At 46.9% G+C, this 18713-nt stretch carries 16 protein-coding genes, 3 pseudogenes and 1 other annotated feature; of the genes and pseudogenes, 6 read left to right on the top strand and 13 right to left on the bottom strand.

Translation table 11 applies throughout. From position 1 onward, the window contains the following. Positions 1–309 precede the first annotated feature (309 nt). From L693_RS0112970 to L693_RS0112955, 4 genes are all read right to left on the bottom strand, one after another. Entirely contained in the window at positions 310–1680 is a 1371-nt protein-coding gene (locus L693_RS0112970) for an NCS2 family permease (RefSeq protein ID WP_025717618.1), read from the bottom strand. A 336-nt stretch (positions 1681–2016) separates the two neighbouring features. Beyond that, on the bottom strand, positions 2017–2382 hold the full coding sequence (locus L693_RS0112965) for a MarR family winged helix-turn-helix transcriptional regulator (protein WP_231503642.1): 366 nt from the start codon (positions 2380–2382) through the stop codon (positions 2017–2019). A gap of 185 nt (positions 2383–2567) precedes the next feature. Then, complete coding sequence (locus tag L693_RS0112960; protein ID WP_025717617.1) at positions 2568–2765, bottom strand: SGNH/GDSL hydrolase family protein; 198 nt, start codon at positions 2763–2765, stop codon at positions 2568–2570. 18 nt (positions 2766–2783) lie between these two features. Beyond that, positions 2784–3629 carry a LysR family transcriptional regulator gene (locus L693_RS0112955; RefSeq protein WP_025717616.1) on the bottom strand — a complete coding sequence of 282 codons (846 nt, stop codon included), beginning with the start codon at positions 3627–3629 and terminating at the stop codon, positions 2784–2786. Between the two features lie 130 nt (positions 3630–3759). On the opposite strand from L693_RS0112955, the gene L693_RS0112950 reads away from it, so the two are divergent. After that, a complete protein-coding gene (locus tag L693_RS0112950) occupies positions 3760–4890 on the top strand; it encodes a Gfo/Idh/MocA family protein (protein WP_025717615.1) in 1131 nt (376 codons plus the stop codon). Between the two features lie 101 nt (positions 4891–4991). Here the strand turns inward: L693_RS0112950 and guaA are convergent, their stop codons facing one another. Next, a complete protein-coding gene (guaA, locus tag L693_RS0112945; protein WP_025717614.1) occupies positions 4992–6530 on the bottom strand; it encodes a glutamine-hydrolyzing GMP synthase in 1539 nt (512 codons plus the stop codon). Between the two features lie 145 nt (positions 6531–6675). Here guaA and L693_RS0112940 point away from each other — a divergent pair, with 145 nt between their 5' ends. After that, complete coding sequence (locus L693_RS0112940; protein ID WP_025717613.1) at positions 6676–7332, top strand: DedA family protein; 657 nt, start codon at positions 6676–6678, stop codon at positions 7330–7332. Positions 7333–7857: 525 nt separating this feature from the next. On the opposite strand, the gene bcp is transcribed toward L693_RS0112940, so the two are convergent. Genes bcp through L693_RS0112915 form a run of 4 tightly spaced genes read right to left on the bottom strand, consistent with a single transcriptional unit; the run spans position 7858 to position 11006 of the window. Then, positions 7858–8334 carry a thioredoxin-dependent thiol peroxidase gene (gene bcp, locus L693_RS0112930; RefSeq protein ID WP_025717612.1) on the bottom strand — a complete coding sequence of 159 codons (477 nt, stop codon included), beginning with the start codon at positions 8332–8334 and terminating at the stop codon, positions 7858–7860. A gap of 42 nt (positions 8335–8376) precedes the next feature. After that, positions 8377–9165, bottom strand: a complete 789-nt coding sequence (locus tag L693_RS0112925; protein WP_025717611.1) for an ABC transporter permease — start codon at positions 9163–9165, stop codon at positions 8377–8379. 4 nt (positions 9166–9169) lie between these two features. After that, positions 9170–9964, bottom strand: a complete 795-nt coding sequence (locus L693_RS0112920; protein WP_025717610.1) for an ABC transporter permease — start codon at positions 9962–9964, stop codon at positions 9170–9172. After that, entirely contained in the window at positions 9957–11006 is a 1050-nt protein-coding gene (locus L693_RS0112915; RefSeq protein ID WP_025717609.1) for an ABC transporter ATP-binding protein, read from the bottom strand. The genes L693_RS0112920 and L693_RS0112915 overlap by 8 nt, the downstream gene beginning before the upstream one ends. A gap of 104 nt (positions 11007–11110) precedes the next feature. On the opposite strand from L693_RS0112915, the gene L693_RS0112910 reads away from it, so the two are divergent. From L693_RS0112910 to trpS, 4 genes and pseudogenes are all read left to right on the top strand, one after another. Next, on the top strand, positions 11111–12232 hold the full coding sequence (locus tag L693_RS0112910) for an LCP family protein (protein ID WP_025717608.1): 1122 nt from the start codon (positions 11111–11113) through the stop codon (positions 12230–12232). An 82-nt stretch (positions 12233–12314) separates the two neighbouring features. After that, positions 12315–13631: a glutamate-1-semialdehyde 2,1-aminomutase gene (locus L693_RS0112905; RefSeq protein WP_025717607.1), complete on the top strand. Its 1317-nt coding sequence runs from the start codon at positions 12315–12317 to the stop codon at positions 13629–13631. Positions 13632–13839: 208 nt separating this feature from the next. Next, the gene (locus L693_RS0112900) at positions 13840–14787 is read left to right on the top strand and encodes a DMT family transporter (protein WP_025717606.1); all 948 of its coding nucleotides are present in this window, start codon (positions 13840–13842) and stop codon (positions 14785–14787) included. A 54-nt stretch (positions 14788–14841) separates the two neighbouring features. Then, positions 14842–15151, top strand: a binding site (T-box leader). A gap of 196 nt (positions 15152–15347) precedes the next feature. Beyond that, positions 15348–16342: pseudogene (gene trpS / locus L693_RS0112895) on the top strand (tryptophan--tRNA ligase). A gap of 176 nt (positions 16343–16518) precedes the next feature. Here trpS and L693_RS0112890 read toward each other — a convergent pair. From L693_RS0112890 to L693_RS0112875, 4 genes and pseudogenes are all read right to left on the bottom strand, one after another. After that, positions 16519–16770 (bottom strand): annotated as a pseudogene (locus L693_RS0112890) (sensory rhodopsin transducer); the annotation flags it as partial. Positions 16771–16772: 2 nt separating this feature from the next. After that, a pseudogene (locus L693_RS0112885) lies at positions 16773–17525 on the bottom strand (two-component sensor histidine kinase); the annotation flags it as partial. Between the two features lie 80 nt (positions 17526–17605). Next, positions 17606–17800, bottom strand: coding sequence for a hypothetical protein (locus L693_RS0112880; protein ID WP_025717603.1), 195 nt, complete (start codon positions 17798–17800; stop codon positions 17606–17608). A 92-nt stretch (positions 17801–17892) separates the two neighbouring features. After that, positions 17893–18713: fibronectin type III domain-containing protein (locus tag L693_RS0112875; protein ID WP_025717602.1), on the bottom strand; the 821-nt coding region annotated here is incomplete at its 5' end.

Genomic DNA, 18713 nt, shown 5'->3' with positions numbered 1-18713 from the left:
CGTTGTTCAGTTTTCAAAGATCAAACATTTCTTTTTTCGTTGACTCAGCTCATCGCCTTACCAACTCTTATATCATATCATGTCCGAACCAACTTTGCAAGCTTTTTTTTTGAAAAATTCTTTTGTGACTCTCGCTCGCAACCTTGTATTTCTTGGCCGGAATTAGAATATACCACATACAAAAATAGTTTGCAAGTATTTATTATATATTTTTGAAACCTTCTATTTAAATGCGTTAAATCCTTAATAGGCAAAAAAAGAGCCCCTTCCTTAAATACCAGGGAAGAAGCTCTAAATTTATCTACTATTCTATTCGGAGCCTATAAAGGCAAACCGAATTACTACTATAATAGCAAGCACCCACATAAGCCAGTGAATTTTAACTTTATTGCTGGTAAACAAATTACTGAACACTGCCAGCACAACGTAAGACAAAATACCAGCAGAAATACCGTTAGCAATCCCGCCTGTAAAAGGCATCAAAACGATAGTCAAAAACGCAGGGAATGCGAGCAGGAAGTTATCCCAGTCAATATTGCGAACCTGACTCATCATCAGTACCCCGACAATAATCAGAGCTGGAGCCGTAGCCGCAGATGGCACAACCAGTGCCAACGGTGCGATAAAGAGGGACAGCAAGAACAGAATGCCTGTCGTTACAGCGGTCAGACCGGTACGTCCACCTTCTTCTACCCCTGCGGAGCTTTCTACGAAAGCTGTGATAGTGCTTGTACCCAATACCGCACCGGTACTTACGCCAACAGCATCCACCAGCATGGCTTTACCGATGATTTTCTCGCCTTTTTTCTTATCCTTCATTATACCTGCACGGGTAGCTGTACCCACCAATGTGCCAAACGTATCAAACAACTCCACAAAAGTGAAAATGAAAATAATATCAAACAGCCCAATGTGCAGAGCAGCCTTCAAGTCTAACTGGCCTACCGCCAAGTTAGTGAAATCAGGAATCCAGTGCCCTGTTGTCAGGCTACTCAGATTTGTGACCCCCATCGGAATACCGATCAATGTTGTAGCTACGATTCCAATCAGCAAAGCACCTTTGACCCGAATAACCATCAGCGCTGCGATAATAAGCAGTCCGATTAACGCCAGCAACGCATCCTTTTGGTGAACCAAGCTGCCGAGAACTAGATTAAAAGCATGACCTGGAACCGGTTGACCCACATCTGTACCTGGAACGATGCTGACCATAACCAGATTACAAAGCTTGAATCCGACAATCGTAATAAACAAGCCAATACCTACCGTAATAGCTGTCTTTAAATTTTCCGGAACCGCAACAAGCAACATCTGCCTTACTCGTGTCACGGTTAAAATTAGAAAGACGATACCGGATATAAATACAGCTCCAAGTGCCGCCTGCCAAGTGATTACACCATTAGAACTCAAGACTACCGTCATAAAATAAGCATTTAAACCCATACCTGGGGCCATGCCGATCGGTACATTTACGAATAATCCCATCAAAATGGTAACCAGGCCCGCACCTACTGCTGTTGCAAAAAAGACAGCTTCACTAGGCATACCCGCACCAGTTGGCCCCAAAAAGGTATTATTGACCACCAGAATGTAAGCCATGGTCATAAAAGTAGTAATCCCCGCAATAATCTCGGTGCGGATGTTTGTTCCATGTTCCTTTAATTTAAAGAAACGCTCCATGAGTCGTAATTCCTCCTACGTAAAGCATACTCGTATTGTTGTCGTACATTTGCTGTAATATTCGCATTCTTACGGTTATTACATCCGTTATTTTAGGCTCTCACTTACAGCTTGTCAACAGAAAAAGCGAATGTTGAAAATTAAACACATATGTATTGTTCGGAAAATAGAAAACCTGTTAGGCTGTTATGCACCTGACGAGGTCTCATTTTAACGAATCAGATATTTTTGTGCTTTCCAAAGGTATTCGCAGCAGATTTCTATTTTACCGGCAGCATGGTGGGTCGCACTTAATACGCGGACATTGTACGGTACTGTTTTTCCTCCTCGCATATTTTACATATTCTTTACATTGGTAGACATATGTTGTAGTGCACCTGTCAAAGCTTCAATTTCTTCATCTGTAAAATCACACAACAGCTTGTCCTGAAAGACCTCTCTTTGCTTCATTAAAACTTCCAGTTCTTGAACCCCTTGCTCGGTTAGACAAATATAAGTGACACGCTTATCCTGCTCTTTTTTATTGCGCATAATCAGACCTTCGTGCTCCAGCCTTTTCAGGTGTCGGGTAACCGCTGCTCCGTCCAGTACCAGTAAATGCTGAAGTTCCAACTGACTTAATTCCTGTCGTTGATGAATATGGTATAAAATCTCGACCTTGGTAAAGCTGGTTTTCATCTGAGCTTCAAAAGCAGTATTCATTTCTTTACACAAAAGGTGCATACGATAAAACAGCTTGCTCTTATCCGTGCAATGTTCGATGATATTTCCTCCTCCAAATTAATCGACGCATCAATTGATAGATCAGGTATTATACGCCTCTATTAAAAATATTCAAGCTCTGTGACAGATCCTTATAAAGAACTCGGTCAATTTAAAGAACATACTCAAGCTTCATGATCAGCCTGAGTATGTTCGGGTTTCTGCCGATGGTGTCCGTGATTCTCAAAGCTTTGAAAGCCCAGGGTGTCACTGACGATATGCGGGTAAGGCTTTTCCCCCTCTTTGAGTTCATATCCAAAAGTAATACTATCCCCCAAAAATGCTGCATGGTTACCCTGGTACTTGTTCTGATTAGTAGTCATTGAATTCTCTCCTATCCCTTAAATCGCATTGTTGAGTTCGACAAATTTATGTTCAATGGCTGTCATCATATGGTTGGGACGGGTTATTAAATATGTATCCATGTAGCCGAAGGTAGGGGGAACCGGCAAATAGGATTTTACATTAAATTGCCGTGCCAGCCTTTTGGACATCAAGGTAATTCCCATTCCCATCAAAACAAACTGCACCATCGTATCAAATACCCCTACCTCCACCACCTCGCCATGGGTCAATTGAATGTCCTGATACATCTTCTCCAATTGCGTAAGATAAAGGCAGCCATCCGACAGCACGATAATTGTAGCTCCTTGCAGGACTTGTTTGAGGTCTGAGCCTGCATGAATGTCTTTCCCCACCAGTACCAGATCTTCACGACAACATTTTTGATAATGAATATATGGGTTGGTGGGATACCCTGTAACAAAAGCAATATCGAGCTCGCCGTCGAGGATCAATTGCTCCATCTCCGTGGTGGTTCCGGTTTTCAATGTCACCGAAGCCTGCGGGTACAACTCGTATACCTTCGTTAGCGCCCTCGTTGTTTCGCCTGCTACAATGGACTGCATTGTCCCGACGCGCAGTTTTTCCTCCTGCGGTCTCATTTTCATCTCTGTGTCTTGCCACAGCAGCAAAATTTGTTTGAACTGAGCATATAGGATTTCCCCTGCGGGAGTCAGCTCCATGCCACGGGGTTTTCGGTAAAATAACGCTGTTTTATAATGGGCCTCCAGCTTCTTTATTTTAGCTGTCATATTCGATTGTAAGTGGTTCAGCTTTTGGGCAGCTTCCGTAAGGCTTCTCAGTTCTGCTACTGACACAAATGCCTGCATGTTCTCAATGTCCACGTCTCCATCTCCCATCAAATAAAATGATATCTACATCATAAACAAACATTATTATTTATGTGTTAAGTGTATTATATTGACCTTGGGCACTATTTTCCAGCCTCATTAATATTTAGGAGGGTTCCGCAGCATGAAGAAAAAGAAGATTCGTACAGGAGTGGTCGGGGGATCAATGAATAACAAATGGGCCAGTCAAACGCACATTCCGGCTTTACTCAAGCATCCGAACCTGGATATCACTGCTGTCGGTACTTCCCGTATGGAGAGTGCGCAGCAAAGCGCAGAAGAAGTTGGGGCGGCACTGGCTTTTGATGATGCCAAAAAGCTCGCAGCTTCTGAGGACGTGGACATGGTCGTGGTGAGCGTCAAAGTTCCCCATCATTACGGAGCGGTGATGGCAGCGATTCAAGAGAAAAAGCATATTTTCTGTGAATGGCCCTTGGGGGCAAATACGGCGGAAGCCACCGAAATGGCTAAGGCAGCGGAACAGGCGGGCATTCATCATACGGTCGGCTTGCAGGCTCGGCAGGACCTTGAAGTGCAAACAATGAAAAGGCTGGTGGAGAACGGGGAGATTGGTGAAATTGTATCCTGTCACATGCAAGTAGCTACACGCGGGAAAGGAGGAAGTACAGATCAGGATACGGCTTATTTACTGAATAAAGCCAATGGCGCCAATTTGCTAACGATTAACGGCGGGCATGCGCTGGACGCGCTGCAATACATCGTTGGTGAATTTCGCGAGCTATCAGCCATTACAGCATCACACTACAGCCATGCCACAATTCAGGAAACAGGTGAAATTATCCCCAAGGATACAGCCGATCAGATTTTGATTCACGGGTTGTCGGAAAAGGGAACACCGATATCGGTTCACATTCAGGGTGGCGTAAACTCTAAATTTGAGATAGAGATTCAGGGAAAAAAGGGAGCATTGCGTTTGACACAAAAGCCTTCGCTTGGGCATGTTCAATTTGGCAATCTGACACTCGAAAAACTTGTGTATGAATCAGGTAGTAATAAGGGTTATGAGCCTAATGAGACTTTTGAACAAATAAGTATAACTGCTGAGCCTGATGGTGAACCGGATTTCCCAAAAGAGGGGGTAACTCTGAATGTTGCCAAAGCTCACTATGTATTTGCCAAGGACATTTTGACGGACACCCGCTTCGCTCCTGATTTTAATCATGCCTTAAAGCTGCACCAGCTACTGGACCGCATTGAGGAATCGGCAGCAACCGGAAAGAAGATCGTGTGGTAAAAAGCATACGAGTAGAACAACAAAGCCTTAAAGCAAAAAACCTTCAAAACCACGATGGATGTGGAATTGAAGGTTTTGTTGTCTTGTTTGCAGTCTATAACCTATTCCCACTCAATCGTTGCTGGTGGCTTGGAGGTTACATCGTACACGATACGGTTTACATTTTCTACTTCATTAACGATACGTACCGAAATTTTCTCCAGCACGTCCCAAGGGATACGCGCCCAGTCGGCGGTCATGCCGTCGATCGAGGTTACTGCACGAATACCTACGGTGTATGAGTACGTACGGGCATCGCCCATAACACCAACACTCTTCATGTTTGGCAGAGCGGTGAAGTATTGCCAGATTTCCCGATCCAGACCGGCTTTGGCAATCTCCTCGCGCAAAATATAATCCGATTCACGGACAATTTTGAGCTTGTCCTCTGTCACTTCGCCCAATACACGAATGGCAAGACCCGGACCCGGGAATGGCTGACGCCATACAATTTCAGCTGGCAATCCGCATTCTTCACCGACTTTACGCACTTCATCCTTGAACAATGCATTCAGTGGCTCGATCAGCTTGAACTTCATGTCTTCCGGCAAACCACCCACGTTATGGTGCGATTTGATGGTCTGCGCCGTTGCTGTTCCGCTCTCTACAATATCTGTGTACAACGTGCCTTGTGCCAGGAAGTCAAAATCATCAAATTTAGCTGATTCTTCTTCAAAAACATAGATAAACTCGTTACCGATGATTTTACGTTTTTGTTCAGGATCATCGACTCCCGCCAGTTTGGACAGGAAGCGCTCACGTGCATCAATTTTGACAACTTTCATATCAAATTTGCCAACGAACGTGTCCATTACACTTTCCGCTTCGCCCTTGCGCAGCAGTCCGTGATCAATAAACATACATGTCAGCTGATCGCCGATGGCTCTATGAATGAGCATTGCTACAACGGAAGAATCCACGCCGCCACTTAAAGCGCATAATACTTTCTTGTCGCCTACTTGCTGACGGATTTCACGGATTTGATCCTCAATGAACGATTCCATCGTCCAGTTGCCTTCACAACCGCACACTTCATACAGAAAGTTACTGATCATCTCATTACCTTGTACGGAATGACGTACCTCTGGATGAAACTGTACTGCATACAGGTTCCGTTCCGGATGACTCATAGCGGCAATCGGCGCACTCTCTGTTCCTGCATCGAGTGTAAAGCCGGATGGCAGATCTGTAACGTGATCCCCGTGGCTCATCCATACCGTTTGACGGGAATCCAGACCTTTAGCCAATCGGGAGCCCTCATTGAATAGCACGTCTGCTTTGCCGTACTCACGCTTGCCCGCACGTTCTACCTTACCGTCCAGTTGGTGAGCCATCAGCTGCATACCATAGCAAATACCAAAGATAGGAATGCCAAGATCATAAATTGCCCGGTCCACCTGAGGGGCATTTTCCGTATATACGCTGGAAGGTCCGCCTGAGAAAACAATCCCTTTCGGCGCCAGCTCTCTCAGCTTCTCCGCAGACGTATTGTATGGAAGGAGCTCACTATATACACCGAGATCCCGAATTCTTCTTGCGATTAACTGGTTGTATTGTCCTCCAAAGTCGAGAACTACAACGATTTCATTAGGCTTATTCATTACCGTGCCTCCCTCAATTGTTCGTTTCATTATACGCAACGATAAAACAGGACGTCAAGAAATCATGTGGAGTTGAGTGGACATGAAAAGATTGTTAAAATGAATTGATTATAAATTACTTAATCTGTTCGTAGGAGTGTACACGATGGATGTACTGAAATGGATCTCGCAATTGTTCGAAGAATACGGATACGGCGTCCTTTTTTTCGGCTTGCTGCTTGAGTTTATTGCTTTACCCTTTCCCGGGGAAACCACAATGGCCTATGCGGGATATCTCTCCTATTCGGGTACCCTGGATTTCGGTAAATTGGTGCTGCTGGCCTTTTTCGGTACAACCATCGGTATGACGATTACCTACTTTATCGGAAAATGGGCTGGACTTCCCTTTATTCAGAAATACGGTAAATGGGTACTCTTATCACCGGTCAAGCTTCAGAAAACACAAAAGTGGTTTCAACGATATGGGTACTGGCTTATTTTCATTGGATATTTTATCCCAGGTGTTAGACATTTTACTGGCTATTTTTCTGGAATTATAGCTCTTCCTCTCCGTAAATTTGCCTTGTATACATACAGCGGTGCTCTGTTCTGGGTTATTTTATTTCTAAGCATCGGCAAGCTGTTTGGTCCGCAATGGGATGCCATTTTCCATTTAGTAGAGCTGTATGCACTGCGCATCGCCGCAGTCGTTGGCATGATCCTTCTGCTGTATGTTGCTTATCGCTGGAGAGCCTTCCTGCTCAGCCCTTTCTACAAATCAGATAAACCAGTTAAAACCAGCAACAAGAACGATTCACAATAATCAGATTCCAGCTGCCTTGCGGCTGCGAGCTCTAATATAAAACATCGAAATCACAGTAGATATCAGGACAAATCCTGCGCCTCCAGCGAGGCCCAACATACGAGGCTTCATCATTTCTACCGCTACCCCTGCTCCAAGCATAGATAACCCGATTATGCCCTGACTCTTACGCTGTCAGCAAGCCTAACAATGGACCCTGTAAATGCAACGGGTTTTCCCGCATTAATAGTGTATCCAAACAAATGGCCCCCACTCCACTCATCACCTGCTCCAGCTATTGCCCTGTAATAATTCCGCCGGACGAACAAGCAGCGCAATACTGCTAAAATAAAACGTGGGATTTGACCAACTCCGTCATTATTTCCTGCTTGTGGGGCATTTACGTGATCAGGCAGAAAAGCAAACCATCATATTGAGGGTTCTGCAACATTTTTGGAATAAGAAAAAGCCGGAGATTACATAACAAAACACCCTCCGAGACTGAAATACAACAAGCGTCCCGAAGGGTGTAATAGTGCTTGTGATCTATGCCTGCTCCCGAATGTACTCCAGCGCAGCATCAATATGCCCTTTGACTCTCAAGCCTCGCCATTCATGAATTAAAATACCATTCTCGTCGATCAGGAATGTAGAGCGAACGATGCCCATGTACTGCTTGCCATACATTTGTTTCTGCTGCCACACACCGTACGTCTCAGCTACCTGATGCTCTGCATCGGATAGCAGTTGAAAAGGTAGCCCGTACTTGGCGATAAACTTGTCATGCTGCTTAAGTGGATCAGGGCTTACCCCCAAAATGACTGTATTCAAGCCTGCAAACTCCGTATGCTTATCCCGAAAATCACACGCCTGTGTCGAGCAGCTGGAGGTCAAATCCTTCGGATAGAAATACAGCAATACCCTGCTGCCTCTATAGTCAGATAGCTTAACGTTCTTTCCCTCACTTCTCGGCAATTCAAAGTCCGGTGCCGGTCGTCCAATCACGGTAGATGTCGTGGACATCTCATCATCTCCTATCTTTTGGGGGTTCTCATGTGATCCGGCCTAAGAGCCTGCTCCCCTATAACGCCGAATCCCCCAATTCCATGCCAATAAGCCCAAAGTCAGAAACACAGCACCCATTACAGGAGTTAAGAGCGCCATATGCCGCATATCCTCCCGCTGGAGGAACAAGGACGCCGGGTATACGCCAACAAAAGCAAAAGGCAGTATCCAGGTCAGCACAACCTGAATGGCACGGTTATAGATCGTCACCGGATAACGTCCGTAACCCTGAATATTGTACATAAGCGGAATAATCCCCGTAGGTGCATCCGAAAAGAATGAAAGAGAAGTCAATATGGTGTATATACCCGTATAGATTGCCACGGCACTTAGGCTCAAAATAATCAGCGCCGGTACGAACCACCACTCCATAGCCAAATCCATCTGTGCTCCGCTGATTCCCATAATAATCAGACCAATCACCGATCCCACCAGCGCTGGCGGGTCCACATTTTCAAGAAAAATCTGGAACAGATTATACGCGGGACGGGTCATAACCCGGTCAAGTTCTCCTTTAACAATATAGCGTTCGCTAAAATTCCAGAGGTTGACAAAACAACTGAATAGTCCGTACGGAACCATGAAAAAGCCGTAAACGAATACCACTTCATTTTCACTCCAGCCACCCAAGCTGTCTGTGTGCATAAAAATGACCAGAATAAAAATAAGATTCGTAGCCTGAAACAGCAGGTCCGAAATGACTTCCACCCAAAAATCGGCCCGATAGGTGAGTCGTGATTTCATGTAATTTTTCAAATATTCGCTAATGAGACCCAAATAGTACATCATCGGCTTACCCTCCCTGCACGAACAGACGTCTGCGCGCCAGTCGCCAAATGATGACCATCGGCACGAGCAGAACGACTAGCCAAATGATTTGGATACCCAGCACATTCCAGATGCCAACGCCTTTTACACGTCCTGTGAAAACAGACCCCGGTAAATAGGTAATCGCCTGAAACGGCATCCATTGGGCGATTGTCGCCAGCCAGCCTGGAAACAAACTGATGGGTAAAATCAATCCGGAAAACAGGTCTACTACTACCCGCTTCATACGCATCATGCCCTCGTTATTTTCGATAAAAAAGGCTGTCAAGCCCGTAATAATATTAATCTGAGTGTTAATCAAAAAGCTGAAAAACAGCATGACCAGAAAACCAATCCAGGCTACCGGGTCACTAGGGAGCTTCACCGGAAACAGCAACATCGCAATCGCCATGCCCGGAATCATAAATAACAGGAAGCGGAACATCCCCTCACCGAGTCCCTGCATACATTTAACGAGCACATAGTTATACGGCCGGATCATCTGAATAGCAATGCTTCCATCCCGAATATCCGTCGAAATTTCACGATCCAGATTGTTAAAATAAAAAGCCCTTGCCATCCATGAGACCGCTACATAGGTCGTCATCTGAGCAGCGGTAAAACCGCCAATACTGCCTGCATCCCCGTATATGGCTTGGTATGTGAAATAGTACACGCCAATATTCATGGAATAAATAAGTATGCCTGAATAATAGTTCACACGATAAGCAAGCATCGTCAGAAATCGGATACGAATAAAATCGGTATATACGCTAAGCATGAACTTTGGCCTCCACTGCCGGGAGAATCGGATCGCCCTTGCGTTCTGCCGAGCCAGACTGATAAATACTGCGGACGATATCATCTGTGTTGGTTTCAATGATTTTGATGTCTGTAATGTCGGTGCGGCCCACTACACGGGCCAGAACATCCGATACGTTAATGTGCAAAGGAATCCATACCTTGGCAGACAAATCGTTATCCATCGTCCAGGTCAGCGGCATATCAGCAGTCCATGCCTGCAATTGCTCCAGCCCAGCCGTCGCACCAAATTGAAACCGTACTTCGCGTCCTGTCCCCCACCGCGTCTTCAGATCCTCCAGACCACCATCATAAATGATATTCCCATCATCCAGCATAATGACGCGCGAGCACAACGCTTCAATATCCTGCAAATCATGGGTCGTCAGCAAAATGGTCGTGCCGTGATCCCGGTTCATGTCCTTTAGAAACTCACGGATTTCGGACTTCACCATAATATCGAGTCCAATGGTCGGCTCGTCCAGAAAAACAATGGACGGATTGTGCAGCAGTGCGGCTACCAGCTCACAGCGCATCCGTTGCCCGAGACTGAGCTTGCGTACCGGGCGACTTAGCAGATCCTGCAATTGAAGTCTCTCTACCAGCTCATCCAGTCTGCGTTTGAAGTCAGTAGCCGGAACCTGATATACTTTGCGCAGCAGCTGAAAAGACTCGATCACGCCGATGTCCCACCAAAGCTGGCTGCGCTGACCAAAAACAACGCCTATGTTGCTTACAAATTTCTCACGATCTTCGTAGGGGACATAGCCCCCGACCTTGAGATGCCCTGATGTCGGCACCAGAATGCCTGTCAGCATCTTGATCGTGGTGGACTTTCCGGCACCGTTCTCACCGATATAGCCGCATATTTCTCCTTGCGGGATACGGAAGGAGATATCTTTGACCGCAGCCACCTCGTTGTATTCTCGGGAGAATAAATCAAGGAAGGCGCCTTTCAGGCCCTCGCGGTTTTTCTGTACCTTAAATGTTTTGCGCAGATCCTGCACATCAATTGCCAGCATGTTATACCTCTCAGTCAGGATTTTACAAAATCCATTGTTAAATTGATTGTGCTCCAAAAAGAAATTATAATGTAATGAATTGAAAAGCGAAAGGGAGAGCATCCATGACAAGCAGAACCAAAAGGACGATATGGTCGGTTCTGGCCGTGGTTATCGTCGCGATTGTAGGCTTTGCCGTGTACTATTTTTCATCCATCTATAATCAATTGAACAATCTGCATAAAGAGGGCGCAAACTCCCCCTTCAAAAATGTACAGCAGGTCGATCAGGTTCGTACGCCGGACCCGCCCAAATGGGAAGGAACGGACATGGTCAACATTCTGCTGATGGGTGTCGATGGCCGTGGTATCCAAAAAGGGGAAGTCCCCCGCTCAGACAGTATGATGGTCGCATCGCTGGATCCCGTCAAGAAAAAGATTCATCTTTTCTCTATTTTGCGTGATACGTATGTAGATATTCCCGGCTACGGCAAAAATCGTATTAATACCGCCATTACCCACGGACCCAATACAGCCATGAAGGCGGCTGGTGATCTGCTGGGCATTCAAGTGCAATATTATGTATATACCGATTTCCAAGGATTTATTAAGCTGGTAGACGCTGTGGGCGGCATTGATTTTGAAGTGGAAAAGGATATGCACTATACAAGCAATGCGGATAAGCATCAATACGACATTGACTTGAAAAAGGGCATGCAGCATCTGGATGGCAAAACGGCGCTTCAATACGTACGTTTCCGCCATGATGCCATGTCCGACTTCTCACGGTCAGGACGTCAGCGTGCATTTTTGGAGGCGGTAGCCCAGAAAATGCAGACAACGACCTCCATTGCCAATCTGCCCAATATTTTGGAGCAGGTGAGCCCTTACATTGATACGAATCTGAGTGTCAATGATATGTGGAAGCTGGCGAACGTCGGCTACCAAAGCACCTTTGCAGGCAGCGAGCAGGTTCCACCGATGAAGCTGCTCGGAGAAGAAAGTGTAGGCGGCGCACAGGTGCTTACGGTGCGCGATCCGGAAGAGCTGAAAAAGTACGTGCAGGATATATTCAACAACCCTCCTGTGCAGACACAGGAGCAGAGCAAGGATCAGAATGGACCGAAGCAGCCGGACAGCGCATCATCGTCCAAGACAGATAAGCCTTCTTTTACAGGAGGCAGTAAAACCAGTAATGAGGATGCTTCCACACAATCGACACCAAAGACAGGCCAAAAAGAGCTATAATGAAGACACAGGGGCAGCCGTGAACGCTGCCCTTTGGTGTGTGTATACCCTATTTAGATGAACGGAAAGGAAGTTTGTGATGATGAAACGGGAAAACTCCGAAGCATTATATAAAGAAGCATTGGAGCATATTGTCGGGGGCGTCAACAGCCCTTCGCGCTCCTTTAAAGCTGTGGGCGGCGGCGCTCCAGTATTCATGAAACGCGCCCAAGGCGCTCATTTCTGGGACGAGGATGATAATCGGTATATCGACTATCTGGCAGCATACGGCCCGATTATTACCGGACATGCCCACCCCCATATTACCAAGGCCATTAGTGAAGCTGCGGCGAACGGGGTCTTGTACGGAACTTCCACAGCATTGGAAATCAAGCTGGCCAAGATGCTGAAGGAGGCTATTCCTTCGCTGGACAAGGTCCGGTTTGTGAATTCCGGTACAGAGGCGGTCATGACGACGATCCGTGTGGCACGCGCCTATACCGGGCGGAACAAGATCATCAAATTCGCCGGCTGCTACCACGGTCACTCGGATTTGGTACTCGTAGCCGCCGGCTCCGGCCCATCCACGCTGGGCATACCGGACAGCGCAGGCATTACGACCAACATTGCGAGCGAGGTCATTACCGTGCCCTTCAATGATCTGGACGCGTTGCGCCAAGCCCTGGAGCGTTGGAGCGACGATGTGGCGGCAGTGATGGTCGAGCCGATTGTCGGTAATTTCGGCATGGTGATGCCACAGCCCGGCTATCTGGAAGGACTGTGCTCCATGGCGCGTGCGAACGGCTCACTCGTCATTTATGACGAGGTCATTACCGCGTTCCGCTTCCACTACGGCTCCACCCAAACGTATGCAGGCCTGGACAATCATGATGCGATTCAGCCGGATTTGACCGCGCTGGGCAAAATCATGGGCGGCGGTCTGCCGATTGGTGCTTACGGAGGCAGCAAGCAGATCATGGAGCAGGTTGCCCCACTCGGCCCGGCTTATCAGGCGGGCACTATGGCCGGCAATCCGGCCTCGATCTCGTCAGGCATCGCCTGCCTTGAAATCCTTCAAGGAGAAGGCGTGTACGAAGAGATGGAACGTCTGGCCGTGAGACTGACGGATGGAATTCAGTCCTCCGCCGACCGCTACGGCGTGCCATTGACGATCAACCGCATTCGCGGATCGTTCTCGACGCATTTCTGCGATCACCCGATCACGAATTACGCTCAGGCGCAGGATACAGACAGTGAAGCGTTCGCGTCCTTCTTCCGTCACATGCTGGATCGCGGTGTCCATCTGGCACCATCCAAGTTCGAAGCCTGGTTCCTTACAACAGCGCATACGGACGACGATGTGGATGCTACGCTGGAAGCGGCGGACGATTCCTTCCGTGCGATGTCACAGGGTAAATAAGCAGTTCAGCAAGCGATAAAATATGGATTCGGTAAGATCCGGAAGTCGTCTCAATGACGGGGAAACCTACCTTTGAGACTGCGTTCCGGCTTTTTTTATGACGCAAACTGTACCCGTACAATTGTGAATTTAATGGATTGTTTCAGGTTATGCCGTCCGGGTATATTGAGAAGGCCACAGGTTGAAATTATCATGACGGAGGTTCATTATGCACAGTCGTTCAAAAAATGGGGCAGCCTATCTGACCGCTCTCATTTACGCAGCTATACTTGGCTTTTCCTTTTTATTTGTGAAGTTGACCGTCACGGAGGCTAGTCCGTTGGATGTCATCGCTCACCGTTTTGCGTTGTCTTTTATCGCTTTGACCCTTCCAGTGCTGCTGGGGTGGATTAAAATCAGCATTACGCGTCGTGACATTCTACGCATTTTACCACTGGCGCTGCTTTCACCTTTAGTGTATTTCCCCTTACAAGCCTTTGGGCTGATGAGCACCTCTTCATCGGAAGGTGGAATTATTCAAGCGACTGTTCCCATTTTCACCCTGCTGTTGGCCTCCTATTTTATTAAAGAGCGCACAACAGGGGTTCAAAAGATTTCCTTGCTGCTCTCTGTCTTTGGCGTGATTTTTATTTTTGTGATGAAAAGCGGAGCGTCTCTCGCTTCCAACAGCTTTGGCGGTATTGTTCTGCTCGTACTGTCCGCTGTCTGCTTATCCGGCTATAATGTGCTGGCTCGTCCATTAACACAAAGGTACAGCCCGATGGAATTGACCTATGTTACCTCCATTTTGGGATGCATCGTTTTTAACTTGGTGGCCCTGGGATATCATGCCATAGACGGTTCTATGAGCGCTTATACCGCTCCCCTGGGAAAGCCTGATTACTGGCTGGCACTGGCTTATCTTGGCATTTTGTCTACCCTCGTCACCTCGATGTTATCGAGCTTTGCCTTGAAGTGGATCGAAGCCTCGAAAATGAGTGTGATCGGTAATTTATCCACTCTCATATCCATGATGGCAGGTGCTTATATTTTGAGGGAGCAGCTTGCCTACTATCACATTATAGGCGCTATCATGATCATTATCGGCGTACTAGGCACCAATTTTGGAGGACGAAAAAGCTTCGCACCCAGTCAAACCACTTCTGCCAATCGTTAACACGGACTGAAAACAGATATACATTTCACTTCAGGAATGGTAAACTGTATAAAATTGTATGCGATGATGAAAAGAAGTAGACAGGATGTGATGCTTCAGAGAGTCGGCGTTGGGTGGGAGTCGATGTTTTACTTCTGTTGAAATGGGTTTCGGAGCACCACGTTGAACACTGCTTCCTTGTGGGGCGGTCAGTAGGCAAGGCGGAATAGTCCATCCGTTATCAAGGGACAGGATATCGACGGTATTTGAGTTGAGGCAGTGTCAGCACTGACCGGAAACGCGTCCGTATCTGGTGAGAGGATCGTTTGTCAGAAGCAAACGGTCAATCCAGGTGGCACCGCGAGGCACAAGCTTCGTCCTTGGAACGCAATCGCTATGGATAGTGATTGCGATATTGCAGCAAAACGGTATTGTCCGTAGGCTGTAATGTTCCAGAGACGGAGCTTTTTTATATTGGCTTTGAAGGGAGGTGATGGCCGTGGAGGACGGCTGGTGGTGGCATGTACGCCGTGTAATATTGGCAGCAATTTATAACGTATTGAATTTAGGGAGGAATATGTATGCAATCTGTAACCGATATTATCCTGACTGGCGACCGTACGACTGGCAAGCTCCATCTCGGCCATTACATTGGCAGTCTTCGTAGCAGAACAGAGCTTCAGCATGAATACCGTACCTTTATTATTCTGGCAGATGTGCAGGCGCTGACTACGCATTTTGACCATCCAGATGTGCTGGCCACGAGTGTCCGTCAAGTCGCTCTCGACTATCTGGCAGCAGGCATTGATCCGAATCAGGCTACCCTTTTCTCCAATCCATGATTCCGGAAATTGCAGAGCTGGCGCAGTATTTTAGCATGTTCGTGACGGTCAACTCACTGCGGCATAACCCGACGGTAAAAAATGAAGCACAGCAACGTGGTGGCCAAGATATGTACTACGGCTTTCTCGGTTATCCCGTTAGTCAGGCCGCCGATATCGCAATCTGCAAGGCAACCTTGGTTCCAGCCGGTGACGATCAGATTCCTCATATAGAGCAGGCGCGTAAAATCGTTCGCCGCTTCAATGAGCTATACCGCCCCGTTCTGCCCGAGCCACGTATCTTACAGGGTGGACGACTAACCGGGCTGGACGGCAATAGCAAAATGAGCAAAAGTCTGGACAACGCGCTGTATCTCGACTCCTCCGCCGAAGAGGTCAGTACCAAGCTTGTGCGCGCAAAAACCGACCCTGCGCGTATTCGCAAGCATGATCCAGGTCACCCGGACATCTGTCCCGTATACGAGTATCACCGTTATTTCCGTCAGGATGATATGTCCGATATCCATGAGCAGTGCTCGAAAGGAGCCATTGGCTGTACCGATTGCAAAAGGCTGGCGGCTCACGCTGTAAATATGCTGCTGGAGCCCATGCGTGAACGACGTCACGCTTTTGCAGCACGGATGGGAGATGTTGACGAGATTTTGATCGAGGGCACACGGAAGGCCCGGACTACAGCCAGGGAGACGATGAGCGAGGTACGTGACGCCATGGGGATTGGCTACTTTAGGCGTTAAAATACGCTGATATAGCTAGTGATAAAATGCTGAACTGTTGCAGAGCAAATGTAGAATCATGATCAAGGCGATGGACTTTAGTCAGACATCCTTCTGCCCTTCGCAAAAAAAGCATCTCCAGGCCGGAATTGCTATCGTCTGGAGATGCTTTTTCACAGTTTACAGTGCGCATCGGATTAGACCGGGTATGCCATCACACTCATTAACGCCAGCTCTGGCTGTGTCGTGTCCAGCCTGCTGTATTGAATAATCACGGGTACATCGCTGGTGACTGTAATCGCATAAGGAATGCCTGTTGGAATCCGTTCGCCGGACTTTTCCAGCGAAGCTGTTTGGATATGGCGGGTCCGTCTTCCTTCCACCACCTCGATCAGTCCCTCCAACGGCTCCCGATCCTCAAAATAGATATCTATGCTCAGCTTTGCCGCACCGTGTAGGTGGCAATTCCGTAAGGCTGCTTCCGTGCAAGCTCAGCCTGCATATCGCTTTGACTCATAAGTGGTGTTTCCGGATAAATCATCTGCTTGCCATCTGTAATCATCAGCTGTCCGTCACGGCCAGAGGTCTGCACACGATCCGCTACAATCCGGTCAATCCGCACACGAATTGCAAGCGTTCCGAGTCCTTTTAACGTAAAATTGGTATCTGTAAAGGGTTTGAACTGACGCGCTGCCAGCAAGGAGGAGTGACCTGCCGCATACCATGCGTTAGAACCGTCATATTCGACTGCCAGCTCAGACAGGGTGGATCGAAGTTCCGGGGGAATGCCTTCACGGTTGCCCGCGCTCATGACCTTTCCCTCTTTATCAATCACCATCATGGAGTAGATATAGGTTTCAGAGCCTGCGAAAGCGACAAGCCTATTTGTTATTTTTTTGCGCAGCACCATTTTGGTATAAGGCGAGGTTTCTCTTTCCAATTGTAGCAAATAACGTTGAAGCTGCTCATCCGTTGTTACTTTAAACGTGGTCTTTTCAACATCCCTGAGTTCATTTTCAATTCCAATCGAAGAAATATTCAATACTTCAGATGTTTTTTTGTACATTTGATTATCATAAATATGAAATACGTATTTTAGAATGACTGCAAAAACCGCGAAATTGACCAGCATGAGCACTATAATTAATAGAATCATTTTATGATGGATTCCAGCATTTTTGTAAGCGCTCTTCAAATAGGTCATCCGTGAATGTCGCCTCCTTCGCTTATAACATACAAAATACCCCATGCCTGGGTCATTCGGCAAGAGGTATTTGTGTGTACTCAGCGTTGGTCAGAGGGTCCCGATTGGTTCGCCTTGCTCATATAATCGTTGTATCGGTCGTCCAGTTCGCGCGCCATGCTACGGTATTTGCGGGTCTCCTCGACAATGGGATCAATATGCGTTTGAATCCGCACCTCATAGTAGAGGCTTTTAATCCCAAGTCTTTCTCGAATCTGTATATAACTTTGTGGCATAAAAAATCCCCTCCGGTCAGCAGTGCTGAGTCCATCACAGACTCTTTTTTCACTGTCTACCGTAAGGGGAAAATACCAACTTCTTTAGATGATCATTTCTTCTTTGTCTTCGTGTAAATGGTTCCGCTGTTAGATACTACGCCTGCCTTGTTTCTTGCAGTAATAGAAATCTTATAGCGCTTGTTTGCAGATAGATTGGTTAACGTATGTTCCAAATCGGTTATCCATCCACTGTCATAACCCTTGTTCGTCGTAACACGGTACTCGGTTTCATTCGAGTTCCCATTCGCTGTCCAAACTACCTTAATCTTTGAGGCAGTGATGTCTTTGGTTTTTATTTTATCTGGACTGTTCGGATTTGTTACGAGAATAACAGATGACTGACTGCTGTCATTTCGGCTCCAAGCTAGCAATGTATACGTATACGTCTTTGAGGGGGTTAATCGCTTATCTGTGAACCATGTAAGTTTCCCTTTATAAATGCTTTTCCCGTCTCGTAACAATTCATAGGTGTCAGCATTTATAACTTTTTTCCATGTGAGTGTAGCACTTGTTGATCTCACTCGTTTTTCCACGAATTTAGGTGACTCTAAAACGGGACCATCGTAACTCTTCGTGGTTATTTGAATGACTTCAGGGATACTTTCTCCCGTATTATTCTTGGCCACCAATGTATACGTGTACGTCTTTGAAGGGGTTAATCGCTTATCTGTGAACCACGTAAGCTTCCCTTGATAAATGCTTTTTCCGTCTCGTAACAATTCATAGGTGTCAGCATTTACAACCTTTTTCCATGTGAGTGTAACACTTGTTGATCTCACCAGTTTTCTCACCCAGCTGAGCTTAATGCTCGTTGTAGTGGCTGTGCCTGTCAGATTCGCCGGAGTCGCTGGAGGGACTGGTCGCCGAGTTT

Origin of the sequence: Paenibacillus sp. 1-18, from assembly GCF_000520755.1 — a bacterium.
Classification (GTDB): domain Bacteria; phylum Bacillota; class Bacilli; order Paenibacillales; family Paenibacillaceae; genus Paenibacillus; species Paenibacillus brasilensis.
Note: the sequence above shows the minus strand (reverse complement) of the source record. Positions and strands in the feature narration are given on the sequence as shown.

Bases quoted from the DNA above. Each gene is read 5' to 3' on its own strand.
- L693_RS0112970 (WP_025717618.1), bottom strand. From the start codon at position 1,680: ATGGAGCGTTTCTTTAAATTAAAGGAACATGGAACAAACATCCGCACC.
- L693_RS0112965 (WP_231503642.1), bottom strand. From the start codon at position 2,382: ATGAATACTGCTTTTGAAGCTCAGATGAAAACCAGCTTTACCAAGGTC.
- L693_RS0112960 (WP_025717617.1), bottom strand. From the start codon at position 2,765: ATGACTACTAATCAGAACAAGTACCAGGGTAACCATGCAGCATTTTTG.
- L693_RS0112950 (WP_025717615.1), top strand. From the start codon at position 3,760: ATGAAGAAAAAGAAGATTCGTACAGGAGTGGTCGGGGGATCAATGAAT.
- guaA (WP_025717614.1), bottom strand. From the start codon at position 6,530: ATGAATAAGCCTAATGAAATCGTTGTAGTTCTCGACTTTGGAGGACAA.
- L693_RS0112940 (WP_025717613.1), top strand. From the start codon at position 6,676: ATGGATGTACTGAAATGGATCTCGCAATTGTTCGAAGAATACGGATAC.
- bcp (WP_025717612.1), bottom strand. From the start codon at position 8,334: ATGTCCACGACATCTACCGTGATTGGACGACCGGCACCGGACTTTGAA.
- L693_RS0112925 (WP_025717611.1), bottom strand. From the start codon at position 9,165: ATGATGTACTATTTGGGTCTCATTAGCGAATATTTGAAAAATTACATG.
- L693_RS0112920 (WP_025717610.1), bottom strand. From the start codon at position 9,964: ATGCTTAGCGTATATACCGATTTTATTCGTATCCGATTTCTGACGATG.
- L693_RS0112915 (WP_025717609.1), bottom strand. From the start codon at position 11,006: ATGCTGGCAATTGATGTGCAGGATCTGCGCAAAACATTTAAGGTACAG.
- L693_RS0112910 (WP_025717608.1), top strand. From the start codon at position 11,111: ATGACAAGCAGAACCAAAAGGACGATATGGTCGGTTCTGGCCGTGGTT.
- L693_RS0112905 (WP_025717607.1), top strand. From the start codon at position 12,315: ATGAAACGGGAAAACTCCGAAGCATTATATAAAGAAGCATTGGAGCAT.
- L693_RS0112900 (WP_025717606.1), top strand. From the start codon at position 13,840: ATGCACAGTCGTTCAAAAAATGGGGCAGCCTATCTGACCGCTCTCATT.
- L693_RS0112880 (WP_025717603.1), bottom strand. From the start codon at position 17,800: ATGCCACAAAGTTATATACAGATTCGAGAAAGACTTGGGATTAAAAGC.